This window comes from Brevinematia bacterium (genome assembly GCA_039630355.1).
Taxonomy (GTDB): domain Bacteria; phylum Spirochaetota; class Brevinematia; order DTOW01; family DTOW01; genus SKYB106.
The window spans coordinates 1-20,550 of record JBCNVF010000072.1 but is presented as its reverse complement, the minus strand read 5'-3'; the positions used below and the strand labels follow the sequence as shown (position 1 = coordinate 20,550).

Below are 20,550 nucleotides of genomic sequence, written 5' to 3'. Positions count from 1 at the left end.
GCAACATCCTCAGCAAATATCACATGCTTAACACTGTTATTGCCATCCAACTCACTAATAACCTACCACACTATTAAAACCAACATCCTACCCTCCTATTATCTTCACATCCCCACTCGTTATCACAACACCACTATCACTACCACTAGAATTTAACCTCATTACCAGGCGTGTATAAACCAATTGTGACAAGTATTGTCCTGAGGTTATTCCCCACCGCTCTACTTATTCCAGTTTGAATGCTCCTAACAGGAGTCGTTCTTGTCAAACCGTCATTAGTGTCGTTACCACCAGTTGAAACATACACAGGAACTAAAACAATAAAATTAACACTTTGGGTAGAACTTGTATTCCCAGCATTGTCCACTGAATAGATATATACCGTATTATCCCTATACCAAAATCCAGTCTAAGAAACCCAAAGCAACAAAAGTTTTATTTAGCAAACTTAAACTCACTGAGTTTTGCTACCCAGAAGTTATAGTTTTTAGCTTACTTCTCACAGTCCCTTTATTTCCTTCATTATGTCAGGAGCTTTACCTGCACTAAAGAGAACCTTTTCATTTTTATACATATAGAGCTTGATCATCTCTTCCCTTGCTGGGCCAAGATACTTCCTTGGGTCAAACTCGGAAGGTTTCTCAGAGAATACTTTTCTTATCATCGCAGTCATTACAAGTCTTGCGTCAGAATCAATATTTACTTTACAAACTGCTGATTGAGCAGCTTTCTGTATCTGATCCTCCCGCACACCAGCTGTATTTTCCATTTTACCACCAAACCTATTGATCATCTCAATGTAATCCTGAGGAACTGAAGAAGCACCATGCAACACAATTGGGAATCCCGGCAATTTTTCCTTTATCTTCTCCAGAATATCTAACCTAAGTGGTGGTAACTCCTCACCTGGCTTTACCTTAAACTTATATGCTCCGTGGCTTGTACCTATTGAAATAGCAAGAGAGTCTACCCCCGTTTTCTCAACAAAATCTACCGCTTGATCAGGATCTGTGTATATAGACTTTTCGGATGAAACATGTTCCTCTATGCCTGCTAATATTCCAAGCTCTCCCTCAACCGTCACGTCAAACTGATGAGCATATTCAACAACCTTTTTGGTTATGGCAACATTCTCTTCATAAGGAAGATGAGATCCATCTATCATAACTGATGAGAACCCGTTATCGATACAATCCTTTGCAAGTTCAAACGAATCACCATGGTCAAGATGAAGAGCAATTGGTATTTCTCCAAGACCATTTTGAAGAGCTAACTCTTTGGCAAACTCAACCGCTCCCTTTGCAAGATACCTAAGCAAAGTTTGGTTTGCATATTGCCTTGCACCCTTAGAAACTTGAAGTATTACAGGAGACTGCGTAAGAACACAAGCTGTCAATATCGCCTGAAGCTGTTCCATGTTATTGAAATTGTATGCAGGAATTGCAAATCCTTTTTGATAAGCATGCTTGAACATCACTCTAGTATTGTAAAAACCCAATTCTGTATAATGTATCGGCATTTTTTACCTCCTTTCATTCAACGCTATTTTAACAGATTTTGCGAAAGTAAGTCAAATATGCTTTCCTACTCCAATAAAACCTAAGGTCTCCTGAAGATCAGATGAATACTTTTTTCAATAAGCACCTAAGAGGCTTTGTAAAGTGAAGTTTATAATGACAGATGTTACCCAAAAACAAAGGGATAAGCAAGCAAAAAGTTTAGACCCTTACTTACTCACCTAGTGAAAATTGGAACTTATTAAACGGATTTTCACCCAAACTTGTAAAAAGAGAATTTTCTTTATTAAAATATTCCTCACCCTCAAGGAGTAGTTATGGGAAGAGTAATATACAAGGTCGGTAAAGTTATCAGTGACAAGATGAATAAAACGAGAGTGGTGGTTTACGAATACTATAAAATGCATCCATTGTATAAGAAGTTCGTGAAAAAAAGAACGAAGTTCTACGTTCATGATGAAAACAACGAAAGCTCTGTTGGAGATGTTGTTAAGATAAAGTTTACCAGACCCTTAAGCAAACTCAAAAGATGGAGATTAGTTGAAATAATAGAGAAAGCACAAAAAACTGAGGATGCAAATGTATAGGAGGCGGATATGATACAGCTAACTACCTATCTAAATGTTGCTGATAATACTGGTGCCAAGGAAATAATGTGCCTAAAAGTATTACCAGGAAATAAAAAGTACGCTACCGTTGGTGATGTAGTCGTAGCTAGTGTAAAGAAAGCCTTGCCGAATGGAATAGTTAAAAAAGGAGAAGTCGTCAAAGCTGTTGTTGTAAGAACTAAGAAAGAAATAAGAAGATCTGATGGCTCTTATGTCAGATTTGACGATAATGCTGCAGTAATAATAGACAATCAAGGTATGCCAAGAGGAACTCGCGTTTTCGGTCCCGTTGCTAGAGAACTCAGATATAAAAACTTTACCAAAATTCTCTCTTTAGCCCCTGAGGTTGTGTGAGGAGGAAGTATGGCTAAGAAAAAAGCTAAAACTAAGCTAAAAAAAGGTGATACTGTCATCGTGATAAGCGGTAGAAGCAAAGGCAAAGTAGGGAAAATTGTAGCTTTTGACGGAGATAGAGTTTACGTTGAAGGAGCTAATCTGATAAAAAAAACCTTCCGCAGGACCAGGGACAACCCTAAAGGAGGAATAATAACAACTGAAGGCAGTATCCACATATCAAATGTCATGATATATAACAAGAAGCTTGGTAAAGGTGATAGAATTGGTGCTAAGCTGGTTGGAAACAAAAAGGTTAGAGTTTTTAAAAAGACAGGTGAAACTATAGATAAAGTCTAATGGAGGATTTATGGCTAAAAAAAAGTCAGTGATAGAAGTTGGTGAAAGTGTTGGTATAAAGTCATTTGTCCCAAAGAGTAAGAAGGTTTACGAAGAAGAAGTGGTGAAGAAGTTAATTGAAGAGTTCGGTTACAAATCTACGATGGCTGTTCCTAAAATAGAGAAGATAGTCGTAAACGTTGGCTGGGGTGAAGCAGTTACTGACCCAGATTCATTAGATGTTGTCGTTGATGAACTTACACTCATAACTGGTCAAAGAGCTGTAAAAACTTATGCTAAAAAATCTATATCCAACTTCAAAATAAGAAAGGGCATGGCTATAGGAGCTAAGGTTACTCTAAGAAAGACTTTGATGTATAACTTTCTAGATGTCTTGATACATATTGCTCTTCCAAGAACAAAAGACTTCAACGGAATCAGCACTAAAGGATTTGATGGAAGAGGAAACTTATCTTTCTCCATAAAAGAACAGGTTGTGTTTCCATCAATAAAGTATGATATGATAAAACAAGTTCATGGACTGGACGTTACTATCGTAACAACAGCAAAAACAGATGTTGAAGCATACAAACTTCTAAAATATCTAGGTTTTCCATTTAGGGAGAAAGAATAGGAGGTGAGAAATGGCTAGAAAAGCTTTGATAGTTAAACAGCAAAAGGAACCAAAGTTTAAAGTCAGGAAATACAATAGATGCAAAAATTGTGGTAGAGTTAGAGGATATATAAGAGATTACGGACTTTGTAGAATGTGTTTTAGAGAATTTGCTCACAGAGGCTATCTACCAGGTATAAGAAAAGCATCTTGGTAGAAGGAGGTGGAATATGGGTATAATTGCAGATACCATAGGAGACGCCTTGAATAGAATAAAAAACGCTAGCAATTCTAGACATCTTAGCGTAAGCGTCAAGAAATCAAAATTTCTATCAAAAATACTGGACATAATGAAAGACAACGGCTACATAGACTCTTACGAGGATGATCCGGAAAACAAGTATTTCTTCAAAGTGAACTTAAAATACTATCAAGGAAAACCCGTCATAAGAGAAATAAAACTACTAAGTCATTTATCCAGAAGAATATACCTTGGTTATAGAGACATCAAGCCATTCAAGAACAACATGGGTATCGTAATAGTCTCTACTCCCAAAGGTGTTATGACAAGCGTAGAAGCAAAAAACCTAAAAATAGGTGGAATGCTGATCTGTGCTATTTGGTAGGAGGTAGTTATGTCTAGGATAGGCAAAAAACCCGTTGTTATACCAGATGGAGTCAATGTATCACTTGAAAATGGTGTTATAACTGTAAAAGGCAAGCTTGGAGAACTTAAGCTAAATATCCATCCAATAATAAATGTAAAAATTGAAGATAAGAACATAATAGTTACTCCCAAGGGCAAAGATAAGTTTGCTAAAGCTATGTGGGGAACAACTAGAGCATTGATAAACAATATGATCATAGGCGTTACCCAAGGGTTTGTCAAAAAACTACAACTAGTCGGCGTTGGGTATAGAGCAAGGATGGAAGGAAATAAGCTTATCCTCAACATCGGATATTCAAACCCTATTGAGATAACTCCACCTGAGGGAATAAAGTTCAGCGTGGAAGAGCAGGTTAAGATCACCGTCAGTGGTTATAACAAAGAGTTAGTTGGACAAATTGCTTCTAACATAAGAGCTCTAAGAAAGCCCGAACCCTACAAAGGGAAAGGTATCAGATATGAAGACGAGGTTATCACCCTCAAAGAAGGCAAGAAATCCAAATAATTTTGGAGGTAGACTATGATAAACAAGACAGAAAAAAAGAATGAAAGAAGAGAAAGAAGGAGAAAAAGAGTCAGGAAAAAGATCATAGGGTTACCAAACAAGCCTAGAGTAGTAATATTCAAATCAAACAAATATATTTATGCCCAAGCTATAGATGATATAACTGGCAAAACGTTGGCAAGTATCTCCTCAATTGCTAAGGAGCTTGAAAAGAAACTTGGAGATACCATAGAAGACGCAAAAATCCTCGGTAGTCTCATGGCTAAGAAACTTTTTGAAAAAGGAATAAATAAAATTGTTTTTGATAGAAATTTCTATAAGTACCACGGAGTAGTGAAAGCTTTCGCAGATAGTATGAGAAGTGAAGGAATCAGCTTTTAGGAGGGCAGTATGGTTGAAGAAAAAACCCTTAGAGAAAAAGTATTGATGGTGAGAAGAGTTGCTAAAGTTGTAGAAGGTGGTAAGAGGTTACACTTTAACGCCTTAGTTGCAGTAGGTGACGGAGATTCAATGGTAGGTATAGGTTACGCTACAGCTAATGAACTCATTGACGCTGTAAGAAAAGCTATAAACAAGGCCAAAAAGAATATGTTTAAAGTGAAATTTCAGAGAAAGCAAAGAACCATACCACACGAAGTTGAGATAAAGTACAAATCCTGCAAGTTAGTAATGAAACCCGCAGCTCCTGGCACTGGAATTATCGCAGAAACCAACCTAAGAAGTATCCTTGAGCTTGCAGGCTACCACGACGTTATAACCAAAATAATAGGCTCTACAAACCCCATATTAGTGTCTAAAGTTGCTGTTTTAGCCTTAAACTCTCTTGAAAGCTTGGAAGAAGTTGCAAATAGAAGAGGTATACCCATAAGTAGGCTTCTCGCAACCTTCGCTACAGAAAAAGAAGGAAACTTCAACAACAAACCGTAAACTCGGAGGTGATATATGTTGCAACTAAGAAGACCTAAATATATCAAAGATCCAAAAAGAAAAGGAATAGGTATAGGTTCGGGAATGGGTAAAACCTCGGGAAGAGGAGGTAAAGGACAAACTGCTAGAGGAAGAGGTAAAGTTGCTCCTTACTTTGAGGGAGGCCAAACCCCCCTGCACAGAAGATTACCAAAAAGAGGATTCAATTCTAAGTCAAAAAAAGAGTATGACATAGTAAACATTGAAAAACTAAACGTATTTTCAAACGGAGACGAAATAACACCACAAACACTAAAGCAAAAAGGACTGGTAAGCGGTAAAAAACCTGTGAAAATACTAGGAAATGGTGAGCTCAAGGTTAAAAATCTTGTGGTGAGAGTAGATAAAATATCTGCTTCTGCAAAGCAAAAGTTGGAGAAAAATAATGCAATCATTTCTCAGACATCCTAATATCACGGATACCATCTTACAGAAGACAAAAGCCACACTTAAGAAAGAGAATAGTTACTATTTGATTTCAGCCAAAGTTTTCTTTTACAATTAATAGAACCAATGAGGTCTATATGGCAAGAAGAAAAGAGAAGAAGAAAGTATCTGAAGGAATTGTTCACATAAAATCAACTTTTAACAACACTATTGTCACAGTAACTGATATGCAAGGAAACGTTATATGTTGGGCTAGTGCGGGTTCCTGTGGCTTTAAAAACACAAAAAAGGGAACACCATACGCTGCGCAAGTTGCAGCAGAAAGAGCAATTAAGGAAGCAATAGTTCACGGAATAAAGGAAGTTGATATTCACATAAAAGGACCAGGTCCCGGAAGAGAAACTGCTATTAGGTCTGTAATCGCATCCGGGATTAAGGTAAGAAAAATAAGAGATGTAACCCCTGTGCCTCACAATGGATGCAGACCCAAAAAGAAGAGAAGGGTTTAGGAGGTTAAACATGGGAAGGTATTTAGGTCCTGTATGCAGGTTGTGCAGAAGAGAAGGAGTAAAACTATACCTCAAAGGTGAAAAATGCCACTCACCGAAGTGCTCTCTGACTTCCAGAAAAAAGAAACCAGGTGAACCTCCAAAAAAATTAAAACCATCTCTCTCCGAATTTGGTTTAAGATTTAGGGAAAAGCAAAAGTTGAGAAGACTCTACAACATTTCCGAAAGACAGCTAAGAAGATTCCTAGACATAGCCCAAAAGAAAGGAGGAGTCATCAGTGATAATCTCTTATCTCTTCTTGAAAGAAGATTGGATAACGTAGTCTACAGAGCTGGCTTCTCTAGATCTAGAAGAGAAGCTAGACTTCTAGTCTCTCACAAACACTTTAAGGTAAATAACCGATATGTAAATATCCCTTCCTATCTTGTCAAACCCGGAGATAAAATAGAGTTTGTTTTGGACAACGATGAAATCATTAAGAATGCCAAAAATAAAAATCAGTCCACTGCACAATGGTTTAGCGTCAATATTGACAAAAAAACCATAGAAATTCTTAGGATTCCCGAGGGACAAGATCTCATCCTTGATACAAATATTAATATGCCCTATATAATTGAGTATTATTCTAAGTTCTAGTAGGAGAGGGAAAGTATGGAAGTTACTAGAATTCTTGGCTTACTCAAGTTACCAAAAGAGGTAATCTGTGACAAATCAACTTTGACAAATACCTATGGAAGAATAATTATAAGTCCACTTGAAGAAGGAGTAGGAACTACCCTAGGAAACTCTCTGAGGAGATTTTTACTCTCATCAGTTCCAGGGTATGCTATTAGTGCAGTAAAAGTAGAGGGAATCTTTCACGAATTCTCTCCGATAGAAGGAGCAAAGGAAGATTACACTGATTTTATTCTCAACCTCAAGCAAGTAAGACTAAAATTAAACTCTGAACAAGATAGAAAAGAAGTCTTCATCTCTCTAAAGGGAGAGGGAGAGTTTAAAGCTGGAGATATCTCAAAATTTGATAGTGATGTAGTAGTATTCAACCCTGAACTGAAACTCCTGACACTCAACGAAGATGCTAATCTAAGAATTAAACTTGTCATAACTTACGGCAAAGGAGCAATTCTAGCAGAAGAAGCTATCAACAACAACGAAAAAGAAAGAGAAGTAGGCCTTATACACATAGATGCTCTATATTCTCCCGTCAAAAGAGCTAACTTTGAGGTTGAAACTATAAGGGTAGACAATGAGATAAGAGAAAAGCTTATCATTGAAGTTGAAACAGATGGTAGTATTTCTCCAACTGATGCATATAAAGTGGTCATTGAAGTCTGGAAATCCTATATAAGAAGCATTAGTGAAGTTATGATAGGAGAGCTATCAACCCTTAAACCTGAGGGTAAAGTTATAGAAATCAGAGAAGTGATAAAGAAACTCTCCGCCTCAATAGAAGAATTAAACCTCTCCGCAAAAACATACAATATACTCAAAGAGTCTGGCATCACAAGGATATATGACCTTGTAAGCAAGCACGAAGAAGAACTAAAATTTAGAAGCTTTGGCAAAAAATCAATAGATGAGGTGAAGAAAAAACTAGAAGAGTGGGGACTCAGTATAGGAATGCACCTTCCAAAAGAAGTAGTAGAAGAATTTGAAAGAAATCAATAAGGAGGCGAAAATGAGACACAAAGACAAGGTAAAAAAGCTGGGTAGACACAAAAAACACAGAAAATCAATGTTAAGAAATCTAGCTCTATCACTAATAAAGAACGAAAGAATAATTACTACTGTCTCAAGAGCAAAGTACCTAAAAAGAATCGTAGAAAAAATGATAACTAAAGCTAAAAAGGATAGCTTACACAATAGAAGGGTGATATTTAGTTTCCTGAGAGATAAGAAAGGCTTAGTCAAACTATTCAGTAATATTGCAGTTAGATATATAAATAGACCTGGTGGCTATACCAGAGTTGTGAAATTAGGCAAGTATAGAAAGGGCGATAATGCAGAACTTGCAATAATTGAATTTGTTTGATTCCTACTCCCTTTTCACTTCCACTCATTAACTTTTAGCTAAACCTAAAACATGGTTTTGGAAGATTTTAAATCAGCTAGAAGTTTGAAGTTGCTAGAACCTTTAAAATTACCTATAATTAGAATTTTGTCTTTAATTTCACATAAAACTCTTTTATAATAAACAATAAGGTAAAGGTGATGAAAATAGATACGGTTAAAGACATTTCCATAATAAAAATTGAAGGTGTTGTAAATGTCCAATCTTCCATAGAGCTTGAAAACTGGTTAAACTCGCTACTAGTCAGTAGAGAAATGAAGAAAGTGATAGTTGACCTGTCTAATGTCCAACACATCTCCAGTAGTGGCTTAAGGGTTTTAGTTAGCTTCTACAAAAAAATTATCTCTAACAAGGGTAGAGTTATACTTGTCGGGTTGAATTCCAATCTGAAGAAAATCTTCAAGATTGTTGAATTAGATTCTGTTTTTGAGATCCATAGTTCTGTTGAAGAAGCTATAAATCTTCTTTCATAGAGGGAGTATGGCCAAGATTATTGCAGAAGTAGGTGACAGAAAAATATCTTTTGAGTATTTCATAAACACCTTCTTTTCATTACTTGTCGGATACTCCATAGTTGACAACACTAGTAATATCAAATTCGGTAAAAGTGATGTAGAAAAACTCTCTAAGGTTATCTTTGACCTTACTCTTGAACTAGTACTTTCATCAAACTACATAAGAGAACTCTTAGAAAAAGAGAAGAAAGCAAAGTTTGAAACAACCAAAATATTCAGTGACGGAGAAAATCTTAAGAACCTTATAATTGACAGATTAACTTTGATAGGAGATAAAGATTCTTCAAAATACTTAGATCTAGCAATTCTTCAAGAAATAATAGACACTCAAAATTTCATCTCGGATTTCATTCAATCCCATCTTATGGAAGAAGGAATAACAAGTTACGAGAAACTAGAGGAATATTATAACACTACCTTCAAAGGATTTTTATTTCTATCCTTCCTTTTTGTTTCCATTCCCAAATTGCTCAAAAAGTCTGAGAGAGTAGAGATTGAGAGGAAAATACGTGAGGATGATCCAAGAGAATTGGAGAAATTCTACGAAAGAGATTCCGAGAAAATAGTCTACTACTATGACAACATAGATGTGTTTAATTACTTTACCAGTAGTGAAGAATTTGAAAGCCAAAAGATGTATAAACTGTATGACATTCTGCAAGGAGTAGGAGTTGATCCTGACAATATGGTACTTGATGAAAATATAAAAGGAGAAATTATCAAGACAACTTCCGAGAACAGAGAAAACTTTTACAAATTCACCCAAATTGACTACGATAAGCCCTTATTCAACGAAAAAATATACCAGTACATAAAGGAGTATGTTTTTGACTCTTTATACGATGAAGTTTGGGAAAAACTTTACGATGAAGCAATGGACAAGATAAGGATAAAGTATTATGACGAGAACATAAAAGAGCTTGAAAACTTAGTTAGACCTATCTCCAGAAGATGGTTTGAGAGTACAGACAAAATCTACTAACGGTTTGTTTCTTCTACAAGCTTCTGAAATTTTTCTAACGCTTTTCCCGAGGATATAGCCTTTTTTGCTAAGGCAACAGCTTGACTCAGATCTCTTGCTAAACCTGATATAAGAATTGCCATAGAGGCATTGATTATCACCGCATTTTTCTGAGGAATATCTTTATCACTTAGAACATCAAGAAAAGCTTTCTTGTTATACTCAAGATCCCCACCTATGATTTCCTCGTAAGGTATGGGATCAAAACCAAAATCTTGTGGCTTGACTCTCAAATATCTAACATTGCCTTCGTTTAAATACGCAACCTTGGTTGGTGATGAAGGAGAAACTTCATCAAGTCCATCTTCACCATGAACTACAAATGCTCTCTTCACTCCAAGTTTTGCTAATACTTCTGGCAAAAGCTTCAACAATTTTTCGTCAAACACTCCTATAAGCTGATATTTAGGTCTTGCGGGATTTACCAAAGGTCCAAGAATATTAAACACAGTCCTAATTCCTAGCTCCTTCCTTACGGGTGCAACATTCTTCATTGAAGGGTGGTATATTGGAGCAAAAAGAAAACCAATTCCGATACGATTTATTACTTTCTCCATATCTTCGGGCAGTAGATCTATCTTTACTCCCAACCCTTCAAGAAGATCCGCACTGCCAATTTTGCTTGAAACTGCCCTATTTCCATGCTTGACTACTTTTACATCCCCCGCACCAGCTACTACGAAGGAAGAGATAGTAGAGATATTTATTGTATGTTTTCCATCACCTCCAGTTCCGCAGTTATCTACGCTCTCACCCTCAACATTTATCCTTACTGCATTATCAAGCATCCCTTTCGCAAACCCAAGAATTTCCTCACTACTCTCCCCCTTCATTCTAAGCCCCACAAGCAAAGCAGAGGTAACTGTTGAAGGTAATTCCCCCTTCACTATCGCATCTGCAAGTACCTGAGCTTCGTCACTAGAAAGATTTGTTTTGTTGGTTATCTTACCTATGAATACTGAAACACTTACTGACGGTTTTATCATTTTAACGAAGTTATCTATTATCTTCATCCCATTCTCGGTTGCTATGGACTCAGGGTGAAACTGCACACCAAACAATGGATATTCTTTGTGTCTCACCCCCATAATCTCATCATCTTCACTCGTTGCCGAAATTTCAAGTTCCTTTGGTAAGGTAACAGGATCTATAACTAGAGAGTGATACCTTGTTGCCCTAAAAGGAACTGGCAATCCCTTGAAGATACCCTGTTGATCATGTACTATAAGTGATGTCTTACCATGCATTATCCTCTTAGCGTGAATTATCCTACCACCAAAAACTTCTCCTATAGCCTGATGTCCTAAACACACCCCAAGTATTGGAACCTTGGTATAAAACTCTCTTATCACCTCTTCAGATATTCCCGCATCTTTCGGCCACCCAGGCCCAGGTGAGATAATTATACCCGACGGCGAAAGCTTTTTTATCTCCTCAATGCTCACTTCATCGTTTCTAAAAACTCTTATATTACTATACAAAGTGCCTACATACTGAACTAGATTATACACAAACGAATCATAATTATCTATAAACACAATCATAAAAAAATTATACACCTAACGATCCAAAAGATTTCAAGCTAACAGAACACCTTTTTCCAAGAAACACTAACTTTCACCCAACCCCAACAATAGATTCCAAAACTCAATAATCAGACATGTTTTTTCCTTCACCTTTCTCACACTCCTCATCAAAACTGGTAATATCTTCCCTAACAATCATCAGGAAGCCTGGTATGAAGTGAAGTTTTGTGACTGAAAAGCGCTATCTGGAAACAAATAAGAGGGCAACTTCCGCTATATTCTTCCTGAGCTTGGTTGGAAGGTCAAATAGAAAGTTTTTGATGAAGTGATTTATAGTTTTTCTGTTATTCATATATTCCTCCTTTTGCCTTTATTTTACGAGGCAAGAGGAGGTTATTTCACTTTAATTCTTACCAAACTCTACTACAAACTTCAGAAAGAAACAGCTTGACAGGTATTTTCTTTTTCATTTACACTTAGGAATAATCCACGAAAGAGGTTAAACATGATAATTGGAGTAATGAAAGAAACATTTCCCAATGAGAGAAGAGTATCTATTGTTCCTCAGGTTGTTGGTGCTTTAAAGAAGCTAGGGCTAGATGTTTTCGTAGAAAAGGGGGCAGGTGAAGGAGCGTATTGTCCAGATGAAGAATACGAGAAAGTTGGCGCAAAGACTACAACCAGGGACGAAATTCTCAGTTCCGCCGATATTATAACCTATGTTAGAGCCCCGGGAGCTGATAGAAACAACATCTCCGACATTAGTAAAATGAGAAAAGGAACTGTTGTCATTGGTCTAACAGAACCTCTTGCTAATCCTGAGGTTGCAAAGCTTTTTGCTGAAAGAGGAGTCATTTGCTTTTCTTTTGAGCTTATGCCGAGAATAACCAGAGCTCAAAGTATGGATGTCCTTAGCTCAATGGCTACCATTGCTGGATACAAAGCAGTGCTTATCGCTTCTGAACTCCTACCAAAACTTTTCCCTATGCTTATGACAGCTGCCGGCAACTTAATGTCTGCAAAGGTCTTTGTTCTAGGAGCTGGTGTTGCAGGACTTCAAGCAATTGCTACTGCCAAAAAACTAGGAGCAGTAGTAGAAGCATACGATATAAGACCTGAGGTAAAAGAAGAAGTCCAAAGTGTTGGCGGTAGATTCATAGAACTAGGCTTGGAAACAAAAGAAGCTAGTGATAAGTCAGGTTATGCCAAAGCAATGAGTGAAGAATTTTACCAAAAACAGCGCGAAATGATGTTAAGAGTTTTTGAATATACAGATGTAGTGATCTCCACAGCATCAGTCCCAGGTAAAAAAGCACCTGTTCTAATAACTAAAGAAATGGTTGAAAGAATGAAAGCAGGGTCTGTGATAGTTGACTTAGCTGCAGAAAAAGGCGGAAACTGCGAACTTACAAAGCCAGGAGAGATATACGAATACAAGGGTGTGAAGATAGCAGGACTCGTAAACCTTCCTAGCACCGTTCCTATCCATGCAAGTCAAATGTATGCAAACAATGTCAAAAACTTTCTGTCCACCATCGTTAAGAACGGAACCCTAAACATAGATCTTAACGATGAAATTATAGCAGGAACTTTAGTCACGAAAGATGGGGAGATTGTAAATCCTCTGGTCAAAAAAGCCTTAGGTTAGGAGGAACTTATGGATCCAATTATAGCTGCAATAATTTTATTTGTCTTAGCTTTAGTAATAGGTTTTGAAGTTATAACTAAAGTCCCACCAATTCTACACACTCCTCTTGTTGTCGCTTCCCATGCTATGGCTTCAATAATGGTTGTTAGTGCTATTGAAGTTACTGGTACCGCTACTAACCTACTCACAACTATTCTCGCAGTTGCTGCACTGATTATGGGAACTGTAAACGTAGTTGGTGGTTACTTTATTGCTGATAGAATGTTAGCAATGTTTAAAAGTGACAAGAAAAAGAAACAATGAGTAAGGAGGAAGAGTATGGAGTTTCTGAGAAACATTGCAACCGAATACCAGACTGTGTTTTATCTCTTCACTGTGCTATTCTTCATATTCGGACTGAAGCTACTAACTTCCGCTAGAACCGCTAGGAAAGGAAACTGGCTGAGCGCTTTTGGAATGACTGTTGCAGTAGTTGCTACCCTTCTATACAAAGGCATTATATCTTACGAATTGATAATAATAGGCGGAATTTTAGCATCAATCGCTGGAGTCCTCTCCGCATACCTTGTTGATATGAGAGCTATACCTCAATTTGTTGCAATTCTTAACGGATTCGGAGGAGGAGTTTCAGCATTAGTAGCCATCGTTGAGTTTCTTAAAGGCAAGCTTCCACCAAACGTTGAAAAACTACCATTTGATGAAACTACAAAATCAATGTATTTTCATGCAGCCGTATCATTAGACATGTTCGTAGGAACTATCACCTTCTGGGGAAGCATGGTTGCCTTCGCCAAACTTCAGAAACTCATAACAGAAAGACCCATCGTATTACCAGCTAAAAACCTCGTAAATTTCCTGCTTCTTGTAGGAATAATAGTCTGTGGAGTACTTCTAACACTAAACCCTAGTAACCTTACGTATATGTTCGGAATATTAATTCTTTCGTCACTACTAGGTCTATCACTCACTCTTGCAGTAGGTGGTGCGGACATGCCAGTTGTTATATCTCTGTTCATATCTTACGCTGGCCTATCCGCAGGCACCCTAGGCTTTGTGTTTCTTAACCACGGACTTATAATGGTAGGTGCTCTTGTTGGCGCTTCTGGTTTAATCCTAACTAGGATAATGGCTAAATCAATGAACAGAGACTTCTACGGTATACTTTTAGGCAACATTACACCTCCAGAAATGGCAAAAGTCCAAGACGATAGATCTTTCTATCAGGGTAAGGTAAAATCCACCACACCAGAAGAAGTAGCAATGATTCTTGACAGTGCAAACAGTGTTGCAATTGTTCCCGGGTACGGTCTTGCAGTAGCACAAGCTCAGGGAGCTGTAAGAGACCTGTATAACGAACTTACCAAAGACGGCAAAGAAGTATACTTTGCAATTCATCCAGTTGCAGGAAGAATGCCAGGCCATATGAATGTACTTCTAGCAGAGGTTGATATACCCTATGACAAATTGAAAACACTTGAAGAATCAAACGAACTTTTACCAGATACAGATGTAGCTATAGTCGTCGGAGCTAACGATGTTGTTAACCCACTTGCAAGAGAAGCAAAAGACTCTCCTATCTATGGCATGCCAATACTAGATGTGGATAAATCAAAAACAGTCATAGTCATAAAAAGAAGTCTAGCTCCAGGATTTGCTGGAATTCCCAACCCTCTTTTCATCAACGAAAACTCTCTAATGCTTTTTGCAGACGCTAAGCCAGGACTTACAGAAATCGTAAGAGAATACAAAGAGTTAAAGTCATAGACACACCTCCAAAAGTACTGGACATACTATCAGGACATTTCGCAAATCCAGTTCAAAAACGAAATCTAAACCCTAACTACTACTACAAATTCCCCTTTCTCTTCAACCAATATCTCACAAGGAAACCCACTGACAATTTCCTCGTTGATCTTAGTCAGTTCTTTAAATACCACAACCTCAAAGTGAGGATATTTCTCACAAAGCAGTCCAAGGAACTCTCTAATCCTACTAGAAGGAACAAAAAACACTATAGGTAACCCTAAACTTTTATATTGCTCAACCACCTTTTCCACCTTCCTCACGCTCTTTGGTATAAACCCGTAAAATATAAACCTGTGAATTGGTAAAGGAGAAACAGAAATAGCCGTTGTCAACGCCGATGGACCAGGAATAGGAATGCACCTGATTCCTCTCTTCTGTAATTCCCTGACTATTATCCCCCCAGGGTCTGAAAGATTCGGAGTTCCAGAATTTGAAACCAAGGCAACTTCTTTTCCTTCTTCAAGAAGCTTCATTATACCATTTACACTATTCTCCTCATTTGCAGAAGTTACCTTAATAAGCCTTTTCCCCTTTATTCCGTAATAGCTCAGCAATCTCAAGTGATAATCAGGATCTTCGCATAGTATAATATCAACTTTCTTGAGCACCTCCAAGGCTCTGATTGTTATATCTTCTAAGTTACCTATCGGTGTAGCTACTATGTATATTTTTTTCATTCTTCCTCTTATGAGCAGGTGGGATACCCATAGCTTTCCTATACTTTGTAACAGTTCTTCTAGATATCCTTACACCCTTATTTGAGAGTATCAAAGCAATCTTTTCATCGGAAAGTGGTTTTACACCTTCACCATCTACTAGTTCCTTGATAAGCTTTTTTATTCTGTCAACCGACACATCTTCACCCCCAATTCCCTTACCAGACCTCACAAAAAAGTATTTAAGTGGGAGAAGTCCTAAAGGAGTCAATATAAACTTATCCCTTATCGCCCTACTTATCGTAGACACTGTAGTCTCCATCTCACTGGCAAGATCCTCCAGAAGAAAAGAATTCAGAAAATTCTGCTTTCCAAGAAGAAAGTCTCTTTGATGTTGCACAATCTTATCAATTATAGCTCTCAATGTCTTTTTCCTATATTCAACTGCTAAAATTAAGCTTCTAGCTCTGTTTAGCTTACTTTTCAACTCTGGAGAATCAACTTTTCTTATAGCACTCACATACTCTTTTCTTATTCTCAAAGTAGGAACATAAGAGTCGTTATACTCTACCTCTAGAGTATTCTCATCCACTTTCCTCACAATCGCTTCCGGAACAACAATGCTAGGAGAAACAGAAAAATTTGCCCCAGGCTTCGGACTTAAGAACCTAAGAATACTTCTCAAGTTCTCAAACTCTTCCCTTGAAAGGTTATACTTTTGTCTAACTCTATCACCCTCTGTAGCTAAAAGTTTAAGATCTTCCTCTATAATTCTTCTATAAACATCCAGCTTAGGCAAGTTTGGATAGTATACTTCCAGTTGGGTAACTAATGCTTCCTCAAGAGTCTTACTACCACACCCTACCGGATCATATCTTTTTATTCTTTCCCTAATCTCCTCAATCTCACTATCTTGAAATGAATACCCCTCCACATTCCTAAGATTTTCAATACTACCTTTGAAAAAACCATTGTCATCAAGCTCATAAACTATGTAAGTAGCAAGAGTGAACAATCTTTCATCACTTATATCAAGTTTAGCCTGAAAAAGCAGATGCTCCTGAAGTGTCTCTCTTTCAGAAAGAGTACCTTCAATTGTCTGTGTATAACCACCACGAACTTTTCTTTCGTATAACTCTATCTCCTTTATCTTCGCAACATCATAGGTATCACTGACTTCCCCCAAGTCTCTGTCTATCTCGTCAACCTTATCAGTATCCACCTTGGAATACTCTGTGGAAATAAGAGATAAAGTATTTTCATCCTCTACCTCAAGCAGAGGATTTTCTTCAAGCTCTAACTTTATTCTATCATTAAGTTCCAAAATTGGCAACCCCAACAATTGAGTAGTCTGTAGAAGTAGATGTGAAGGTATCTGTTTTATTGAAAGTTTGTATGTCTGTTCAGGCACATTATTGTCCCTCATAAAACAAATTATAAATGATCACCACTCTAGATTCCTTCTTCATTCCAAATTAACAATAAAAAATTCCAATCTCCACCAGGTAATAAGTGCTTATCAAAGGAGTAATTTCACCCAGTCCCGTCAGGGACTGCGAGAGAAATAAAAAGAAACTAAACCTGATTGTAAACTCTAGACTTTATTGCTAACTTAACGAAACGTCACATTGAGTATCTAAGGCTACTAAAACTAAACTTTCTAAACTCTTTACTAATCATAATTCCAGCACGAAAACGATATTCTACAAACTAAATTGTTTCTACAACCCTTACAGTTAGAAAAAATTGAAACCCAGAAAACTATTACAAAGTCCTATATAGCAAAGAGCTAAGAATGCTACAAAGAAATGTTTCTACTACTACGAAAATTTATCACCTCAAGAAGTTAAGCAAAGAAAGTCCCATAAGTCTTGCACCTATTTGCAATCCTGCTTGGTGGGTTAGTTCAAGAAGTTTTAATTCTGTTATCGCTTTAGGAATATCAGTTGCCTGAGTCTTTGCTAAGATATCCTTCACGTATACCATATCTGTCTGTAGCCTCAAGTTAACTATCCTCAACCTTTCCGCTCTTGCACCAACCTCTGCTCTGTATCTTAGAAAGTTGTCAAGTCCGTTATCTATCAAGGCTAGATCTTCTCCTCCGAGGTTCTGCTGTCTACCTCCCAACATATCATCTCTTATCTTTATCAGTACATCAAACAGAGACATTACGTATATCTTAGCCTCGGGATTGTAGTTAAGTGGAGCCGAAACACCCTTTCTTATTATTCCAAGTCTCTCCATAACATCTCCGTCACCTACATCCTCAACCACTATGTTATGAGGCACAGTAGTTTCCAAAACTAGGAAATTGTTACCTGTTGAATTGTCAATATAAGCTTTAACTGGTATCTTCAAATCGTTTATCTTCTCCACTATCATCTCAAGACTATCACCCTTATTTACCTTTACCTCCATACCATTTATCTTAAAACTCATATCCCTATCTGCTACAAAACCCGTTCCAGGCGTAGAAGACCTTATTATCATGTTCTCGGAAGCAAATAACCTATTGCCACTTAGATTTATTTGCACAAAATCTTCAGTATCAACCTGTCTCATCACTTCCCCATCATCACCCATATATACAACCTTCTTAACAACCTCATAGTCCAGATCCTCCGACAACCCATACTCCACCCTAAACGGAAGATCCGTCTTATACCCACCATACAAAGTGGATTGCTTGTAATAGGAGTTTGCTATACTCACAAGTTCCCTTATAAGCTGATCTACCTCTATAGCCATCTTCTTCGTATCCTCCTTCGCGTATACCCCATTAGCGGACTGAACTGTGAGCTCCCTTATCCTGTGCAAAATGTCCGTAGCAGACTGAAGATTTGAATCCATAACATTTAGTCTCGCCTCTCCTTCTTCTATATTCAAAATGTATGTCTCTATTTCCTTAATTCTACTCTGAAATTGCATTGACATTGTAGTCCCTACTGGATCATCCTCCGGAATTCTTATCTTGCTCATACTCGTCAAATCTATTTGCCTCTTATTCATCTCCGACATCCTGCTTTTTAAGTAGAAAAGAAACTCATCGGATATTGCGTTTTGTGTTACCCTCCCTATCATACCAAACCTCCTTGTCACTTACCTCCTACCGTCATGGTAGGGAATTCCTTACTCTACAGAATCGGATTACTAACAAATAATTGAAATTTTTCATAAGCCCACATTCTCCTTTCACAAACTAAACACAAGACTTACAGAGAGTAAGTAAAAGTAAAACTTCAATAAGACCCTACATTTTGTCTAAAGCTAGCAATCTTACAAATTAAACTTATTGGTTCTACTTCCACCTACTAGACTTTGGGAACACGCTTGGTAAATAATACTACTGTGAAAAAATTCTGCACAGCACTGGCCTTTTTGACACTGGTATTAAATAACCAACTGTCTTTGGGGCAAGATATTGAGAAAATTCTTAGGGAAATACAATCAAAAGAAACAAAACTTGAAGCAAATTCTTTTGTGAGTAACACAATACTACCCCTAGAGCTACCTATATTAAAGGATAACGAAATAATATTCCTATATTTTCAAGCAAGAGGCAAGTCACCGGAAGATGTTGAAATAATACTCTACATTGGCGATAAGTTCACAACAAACGCTATGGAGAGAGTTGGTATAAGTGACCTGTTTGTATTTAAAACAAACTTTGGTAACTCGGATCTGATAGATTACGTATTTAAGGTAAAGTTTTCCGAAATATCAAGGAGACTTTTCAATGACCCTCAGAACAAAAAAGTAGCACTTAGAGGCAATTTGATTATGAGTAGAGTTACAAATAAAAACTACTTAGGAAGCCTTATACTAACATACGAAATTGAACCACAAACAAAAATCTCAAGGTTGGAAAAAAGAAAGTTATGGATATACTTACCCCTGGGGTATAATAGTTCAAAATCATTCTATCCTGTTATATATATGCAGGATGGGCAGAACCTATGGGATGGGGAAGGGTTACCCTTTGGGGGATGGAAAGTTGATACAATTCTTGATACTCTTATCAAAAACAACAGAATTGAGCCGGTGATTGTAGTGGGTATAGCAAATTCCGGCGAGAGGCCAAAAGAATATGTAGGTTTCTCAACACTTTATGGAATACCAACTAACGAAGATGGTATTAAACTGATTGAAGAAAATCAGAAAAAATCACTTGCCTATATGGATTTTGTTGTAAACGAAGTTATGCCTTTTGTAGAAAAGAACTTCAGAATCAAAAAAGGAAGGGAGAACACAGCAATAGCGGGTTCAAGTTTTGGCGCTGGAGCGTCACTACACATAGCATTCAACAATCCCTCTAAGTTTGGGCTTATAGCTTCTCTATCAGGTGGGCATTACCCAACAAATTCTCAGCAGTTTAAGGAAAAACCCTATAGGGTTTTTGACTATATAATTGAGAAAGAATTACCAGACAAGCCTGATTTTAAGATATTCCTATCCTGTGGCACGACTGATATTGATGCTATGTTCTTAAGCGAGACAAAAAAGCTTTATGAAAAGCTAAAGGAAAGAGGCTGGATAGAAGGTAAAAACCTATACTACCTGATATCTACCAACAAGGGGCATAATGAACGAACTTGGGCTGAACAGTTACCAGAAATGTTTACATTTTTCTTCGGAAAGTAGATGTTATGATATTCTTTGGTATAAACCCTACGCTTGAAGTCCTTAACTCAAAACACCTAAGAAACATAAAAGAGATAATCATAGACAAAGCCAAGGAAAACCCTAGAATAGAAACAATCACAGGACTAGCATCTAAAAGCGGTGTCAAAGTAAGATTTGTTGACAGGCCTGTATTAAACAACATAACCAAAACATCCTCTCACCAGGGAGTTGCATTTGAT

27 protein-coding genes are annotated in these 20,550 nt (G+C 37.3%); 21 read left to right on the top strand and 6 right to left on the bottom strand.

From position 1 onward, the window contains the following. Nucleotides 1–145: 145 nt before the first annotated feature. Nucleotides 146–367 (bottom strand): hypothetical protein, encoded by a 222-nt coding sequence (locus tag ABDH28_05250; GenBank protein ID MEN2998423.1) that lies wholly within the window; start codon nt 365–367, stop codon nt 146–148. 132 nt (nt 368–499) lie between these two features. Continuing rightward, the gene (locus tag ABDH28_05245; protein ID MEN2998422.1) at nt 500–1,519 is read right to left on the bottom strand and encodes a class II fructose-bisphosphate aldolase; all 1,020 of its coding nucleotides are present in this window, start codon (nt 1,517–1,519) and stop codon (nt 500–502) included. Between the two features lie 315 nt (nt 1,520–1,834). On the opposite strand from ABDH28_05245, the gene rpsQ reads away from it, so the two are divergent. From rpsQ to ABDH28_05165, 16 genes are all read left to right on the top strand, one after another. Further along, on the top strand, nt 1,835–2,104 hold the full coding sequence (gene rpsQ / locus ABDH28_05240) for a 30S ribosomal protein S17 (protein ID MEN2998421.1): 270 nt from the start codon (nt 1,835–1,837) through the stop codon (nt 2,102–2,104). A 9-nt stretch (nt 2,105–2,113) separates the two neighbouring features. Beyond that, nucleotides 2,114–2,479, top strand: a complete 366-nt coding sequence (rplN, locus tag ABDH28_05235) for a 50S ribosomal protein L14 (protein MEN2998420.1) — start codon at nt 2,114–2,116, stop codon at nt 2,477–2,479. A gap of 9 nt (nt 2,480–2,488) precedes the next feature. Beyond that, entirely contained in the window at nt 2,489–2,818 is a 330-nt protein-coding gene (rplX, locus tag ABDH28_05230) for a 50S ribosomal protein L24 (protein ID MEN2998419.1), read from the top strand. A 10-nt stretch (nt 2,819–2,828) separates the two neighbouring features. Continuing rightward, complete coding sequence (gene rplE / locus ABDH28_05225) at nt 2,829–3,431, top strand: 50S ribosomal protein L5 (protein ID MEN2998418.1); 603 nt, start codon at nt 2,829–2,831, stop codon at nt 3,429–3,431. Between the two features lie 10 nt (nt 3,432–3,441). Further along, complete coding sequence (locus ABDH28_05220; GenBank protein MEN2998417.1) at nt 3,442–3,627, top strand: type Z 30S ribosomal protein S14; 186 nt, start codon at nt 3,442–3,444, stop codon at nt 3,625–3,627. Between the two features lie 13 nt (nt 3,628–3,640). Continuing rightward, nucleotides 3,641–4,036 (top strand): 30S ribosomal protein S8, encoded by a 396-nt coding sequence (rpsH, locus tag ABDH28_05215; GenBank protein MEN2998416.1) that lies wholly within the window; start codon nt 3,641–3,643, stop codon nt 4,034–4,036. Nucleotides 4,037–4,045: 9 nt separating this feature from the next. Further along, nucleotides 4,046–4,582: a 50S ribosomal protein L6 gene (rplF, locus tag ABDH28_05210; GenBank protein ID MEN2998415.1), complete on the top strand. Its 537-nt coding sequence runs from the start codon at nt 4,046–4,048 to the stop codon at nt 4,580–4,582. Nucleotides 4,583–4,597: 15 nt separating this feature from the next. After that, nucleotides 4,598–4,963 (top strand): 50S ribosomal protein L18, encoded by a 366-nt coding sequence (gene rplR / locus ABDH28_05205; GenBank protein MEN2998414.1) that lies wholly within the window; start codon nt 4,598–4,600, stop codon nt 4,961–4,963. A 9-nt stretch (nt 4,964–4,972) separates the two neighbouring features. Next, the gene (gene rpsE, locus ABDH28_05200) at nt 4,973–5,509 is read left to right on the top strand and encodes a 30S ribosomal protein S5 (protein ID MEN2998413.1); all 537 of its coding nucleotides are present in this window, start codon (nt 4,973–4,975) and stop codon (nt 5,507–5,509) included. A 15-nt stretch (nt 5,510–5,524) separates the two neighbouring features. After that, entirely contained in the window at nt 5,525–5,959 is a 435-nt protein-coding gene (rplO, locus tag ABDH28_05195; GenBank protein ID MEN2998412.1) for a 50S ribosomal protein L15, read from the top strand. 113 nt (nt 5,960–6,072) lie between these two features. After that, nucleotides 6,073–6,444 carry a 30S ribosomal protein S11 gene (gene rpsK, locus ABDH28_05190; GenBank protein ID MEN2998411.1) on the top strand — a complete coding sequence of 124 codons (372 nt, stop codon included), beginning with the start codon at nt 6,073–6,075 and terminating at the stop codon, nt 6,442–6,444. A 10-nt stretch (nt 6,445–6,454) separates the two neighbouring features. After that, nucleotides 6,455–7,081, top strand: a complete 627-nt coding sequence (gene rpsD, locus ABDH28_05185) for a 30S ribosomal protein S4 (GenBank protein ID MEN2998410.1) — start codon at nt 6,455–6,457, stop codon at nt 7,079–7,081. Between the two features lie 15 nt (nt 7,082–7,096). Beyond that, nucleotides 7,097–8,113, top strand: coding sequence for a DNA-directed RNA polymerase subunit alpha (locus tag ABDH28_05180; protein ID MEN2998409.1), 1,017 nt, complete (start codon nt 7,097–7,099; stop codon nt 8,111–8,113). A 10-nt stretch (nt 8,114–8,123) separates the two neighbouring features. Then, nucleotides 8,124–8,477, top strand: coding sequence for a 50S ribosomal protein L17 (rplQ, locus tag ABDH28_05175; GenBank protein MEN2998408.1), 354 nt, complete (start codon nt 8,124–8,126; stop codon nt 8,475–8,477). Between the two features lie 179 nt (nt 8,478–8,656). After that, nucleotides 8,657–8,989 (top strand): STAS domain-containing protein, encoded by a 333-nt coding sequence (locus ABDH28_05170; protein MEN2998407.1) that lies wholly within the window; start codon nt 8,657–8,659, stop codon nt 8,987–8,989. Between the two features lie 7 nt (nt 8,990–8,996). Further along, nucleotides 8,997–10,013 (top strand): hypothetical protein, encoded by a 1,017-nt coding sequence (locus ABDH28_05165; GenBank protein ID MEN2998406.1) that lies wholly within the window; start codon nt 8,997–8,999, stop codon nt 10,011–10,013. Here ABDH28_05165 and ABDH28_05160 read toward each other — a convergent pair. Then, nucleotides 10,010–11,596, bottom strand: a complete 1,587-nt coding sequence (locus tag ABDH28_05160; GenBank protein MEN2998405.1) for a bifunctional anthranilate synthase component II/anthranilate phosphoribosyltransferase — start codon at nt 11,594–11,596, stop codon at nt 10,010–10,012. The genes ABDH28_05165 and ABDH28_05160 overlap by 4 nt on opposite strands. Before the next feature lie 487 nt (nt 11,597–12,083). Between ABDH28_05160 and ABDH28_05155 the strand changes: the two genes are divergently transcribed. The 3 genes from ABDH28_05155 to ABDH28_05145 are packed head-to-tail and all read left to right on the top strand — an operon-like array spanning nt 12,084 to nt 14,990. Continuing rightward, entirely contained in the window at nt 12,084–13,226 is a 1,143-nt protein-coding gene (locus ABDH28_05155; GenBank protein ID MEN2998404.1) for a Re/Si-specific NAD(P)(+) transhydrogenase subunit alpha, read from the top strand. Nucleotides 13,227–13,235: 9 nt separating this feature from the next. Next, the gene (locus ABDH28_05150) at nt 13,236–13,529 is read left to right on the top strand and encodes an NAD(P) transhydrogenase subunit alpha (protein MEN2998403.1); all 294 of its coding nucleotides are present in this window, start codon (nt 13,236–13,238) and stop codon (nt 13,527–13,529) included. Between the two features lie 15 nt (nt 13,530–13,544). Further along, the gene (locus ABDH28_05145; protein ID MEN2998402.1) at nt 13,545–14,990 is read left to right on the top strand and encodes an NAD(P)(+) transhydrogenase (Re/Si-specific) subunit beta; all 1,446 of its coding nucleotides are present in this window, start codon (nt 13,545–13,547) and stop codon (nt 14,988–14,990) included. 65 nt (nt 14,991–15,055) lie between these two features. Here the strand turns inward: ABDH28_05145 and rsmI are convergent, their stop codons facing one another. From rsmI to ABDH28_05130, 3 genes are all read right to left on the bottom strand, one after another. Beyond that, entirely contained in the window at nt 15,056–15,709 is a 654-nt protein-coding gene (rsmI, locus tag ABDH28_05140) for a 16S rRNA (cytidine(1402)-2'-O)-methyltransferase (protein MEN2998401.1), read from the bottom strand. Beyond that, entirely contained in the window at nt 15,672–17,114 is a 1,443-nt protein-coding gene (gene rpoN / locus ABDH28_05135) for an RNA polymerase factor sigma-54 (protein ID MEN2998400.1), read from the bottom strand. Before rpoN ends, rsmI begins: the two co-directional genes overlap by 38 nt. A 407-nt stretch (nt 17,115–17,521) precedes the next feature. Beyond that, nucleotides 17,522–18,769: a flagellar hook-associated protein 3 gene (locus tag ABDH28_05130; protein MEN2998399.1), complete on the bottom strand. Its 1,248-nt coding sequence runs from the start codon at nt 18,767–18,769 to the stop codon at nt 17,522–17,524. A 267-nt stretch (nt 18,770–19,036) separates the two neighbouring features. On the opposite strand from ABDH28_05130, the gene ABDH28_05125 reads away from it, so the two are divergent. Together ABDH28_05125 and ABDH28_05120 are read left to right on the top strand one after the other, a co-directional pair. Then, entirely contained in the window at nt 19,037–20,329 is a 1,293-nt protein-coding gene (locus ABDH28_05125) for an alpha/beta hydrolase-fold protein (protein ID MEN2998398.1), read from the top strand. A 5-nt stretch (nt 20,330–20,334) separates the two neighbouring features. Further along, nucleotides 20,335–20,550 (top strand): RNA methyltransferase substrate-binding domain-containing protein (locus ABDH28_05120; GenBank protein ID MEN2998397.1); only part of this gene is annotated, 216 nt, incomplete at its 3' end.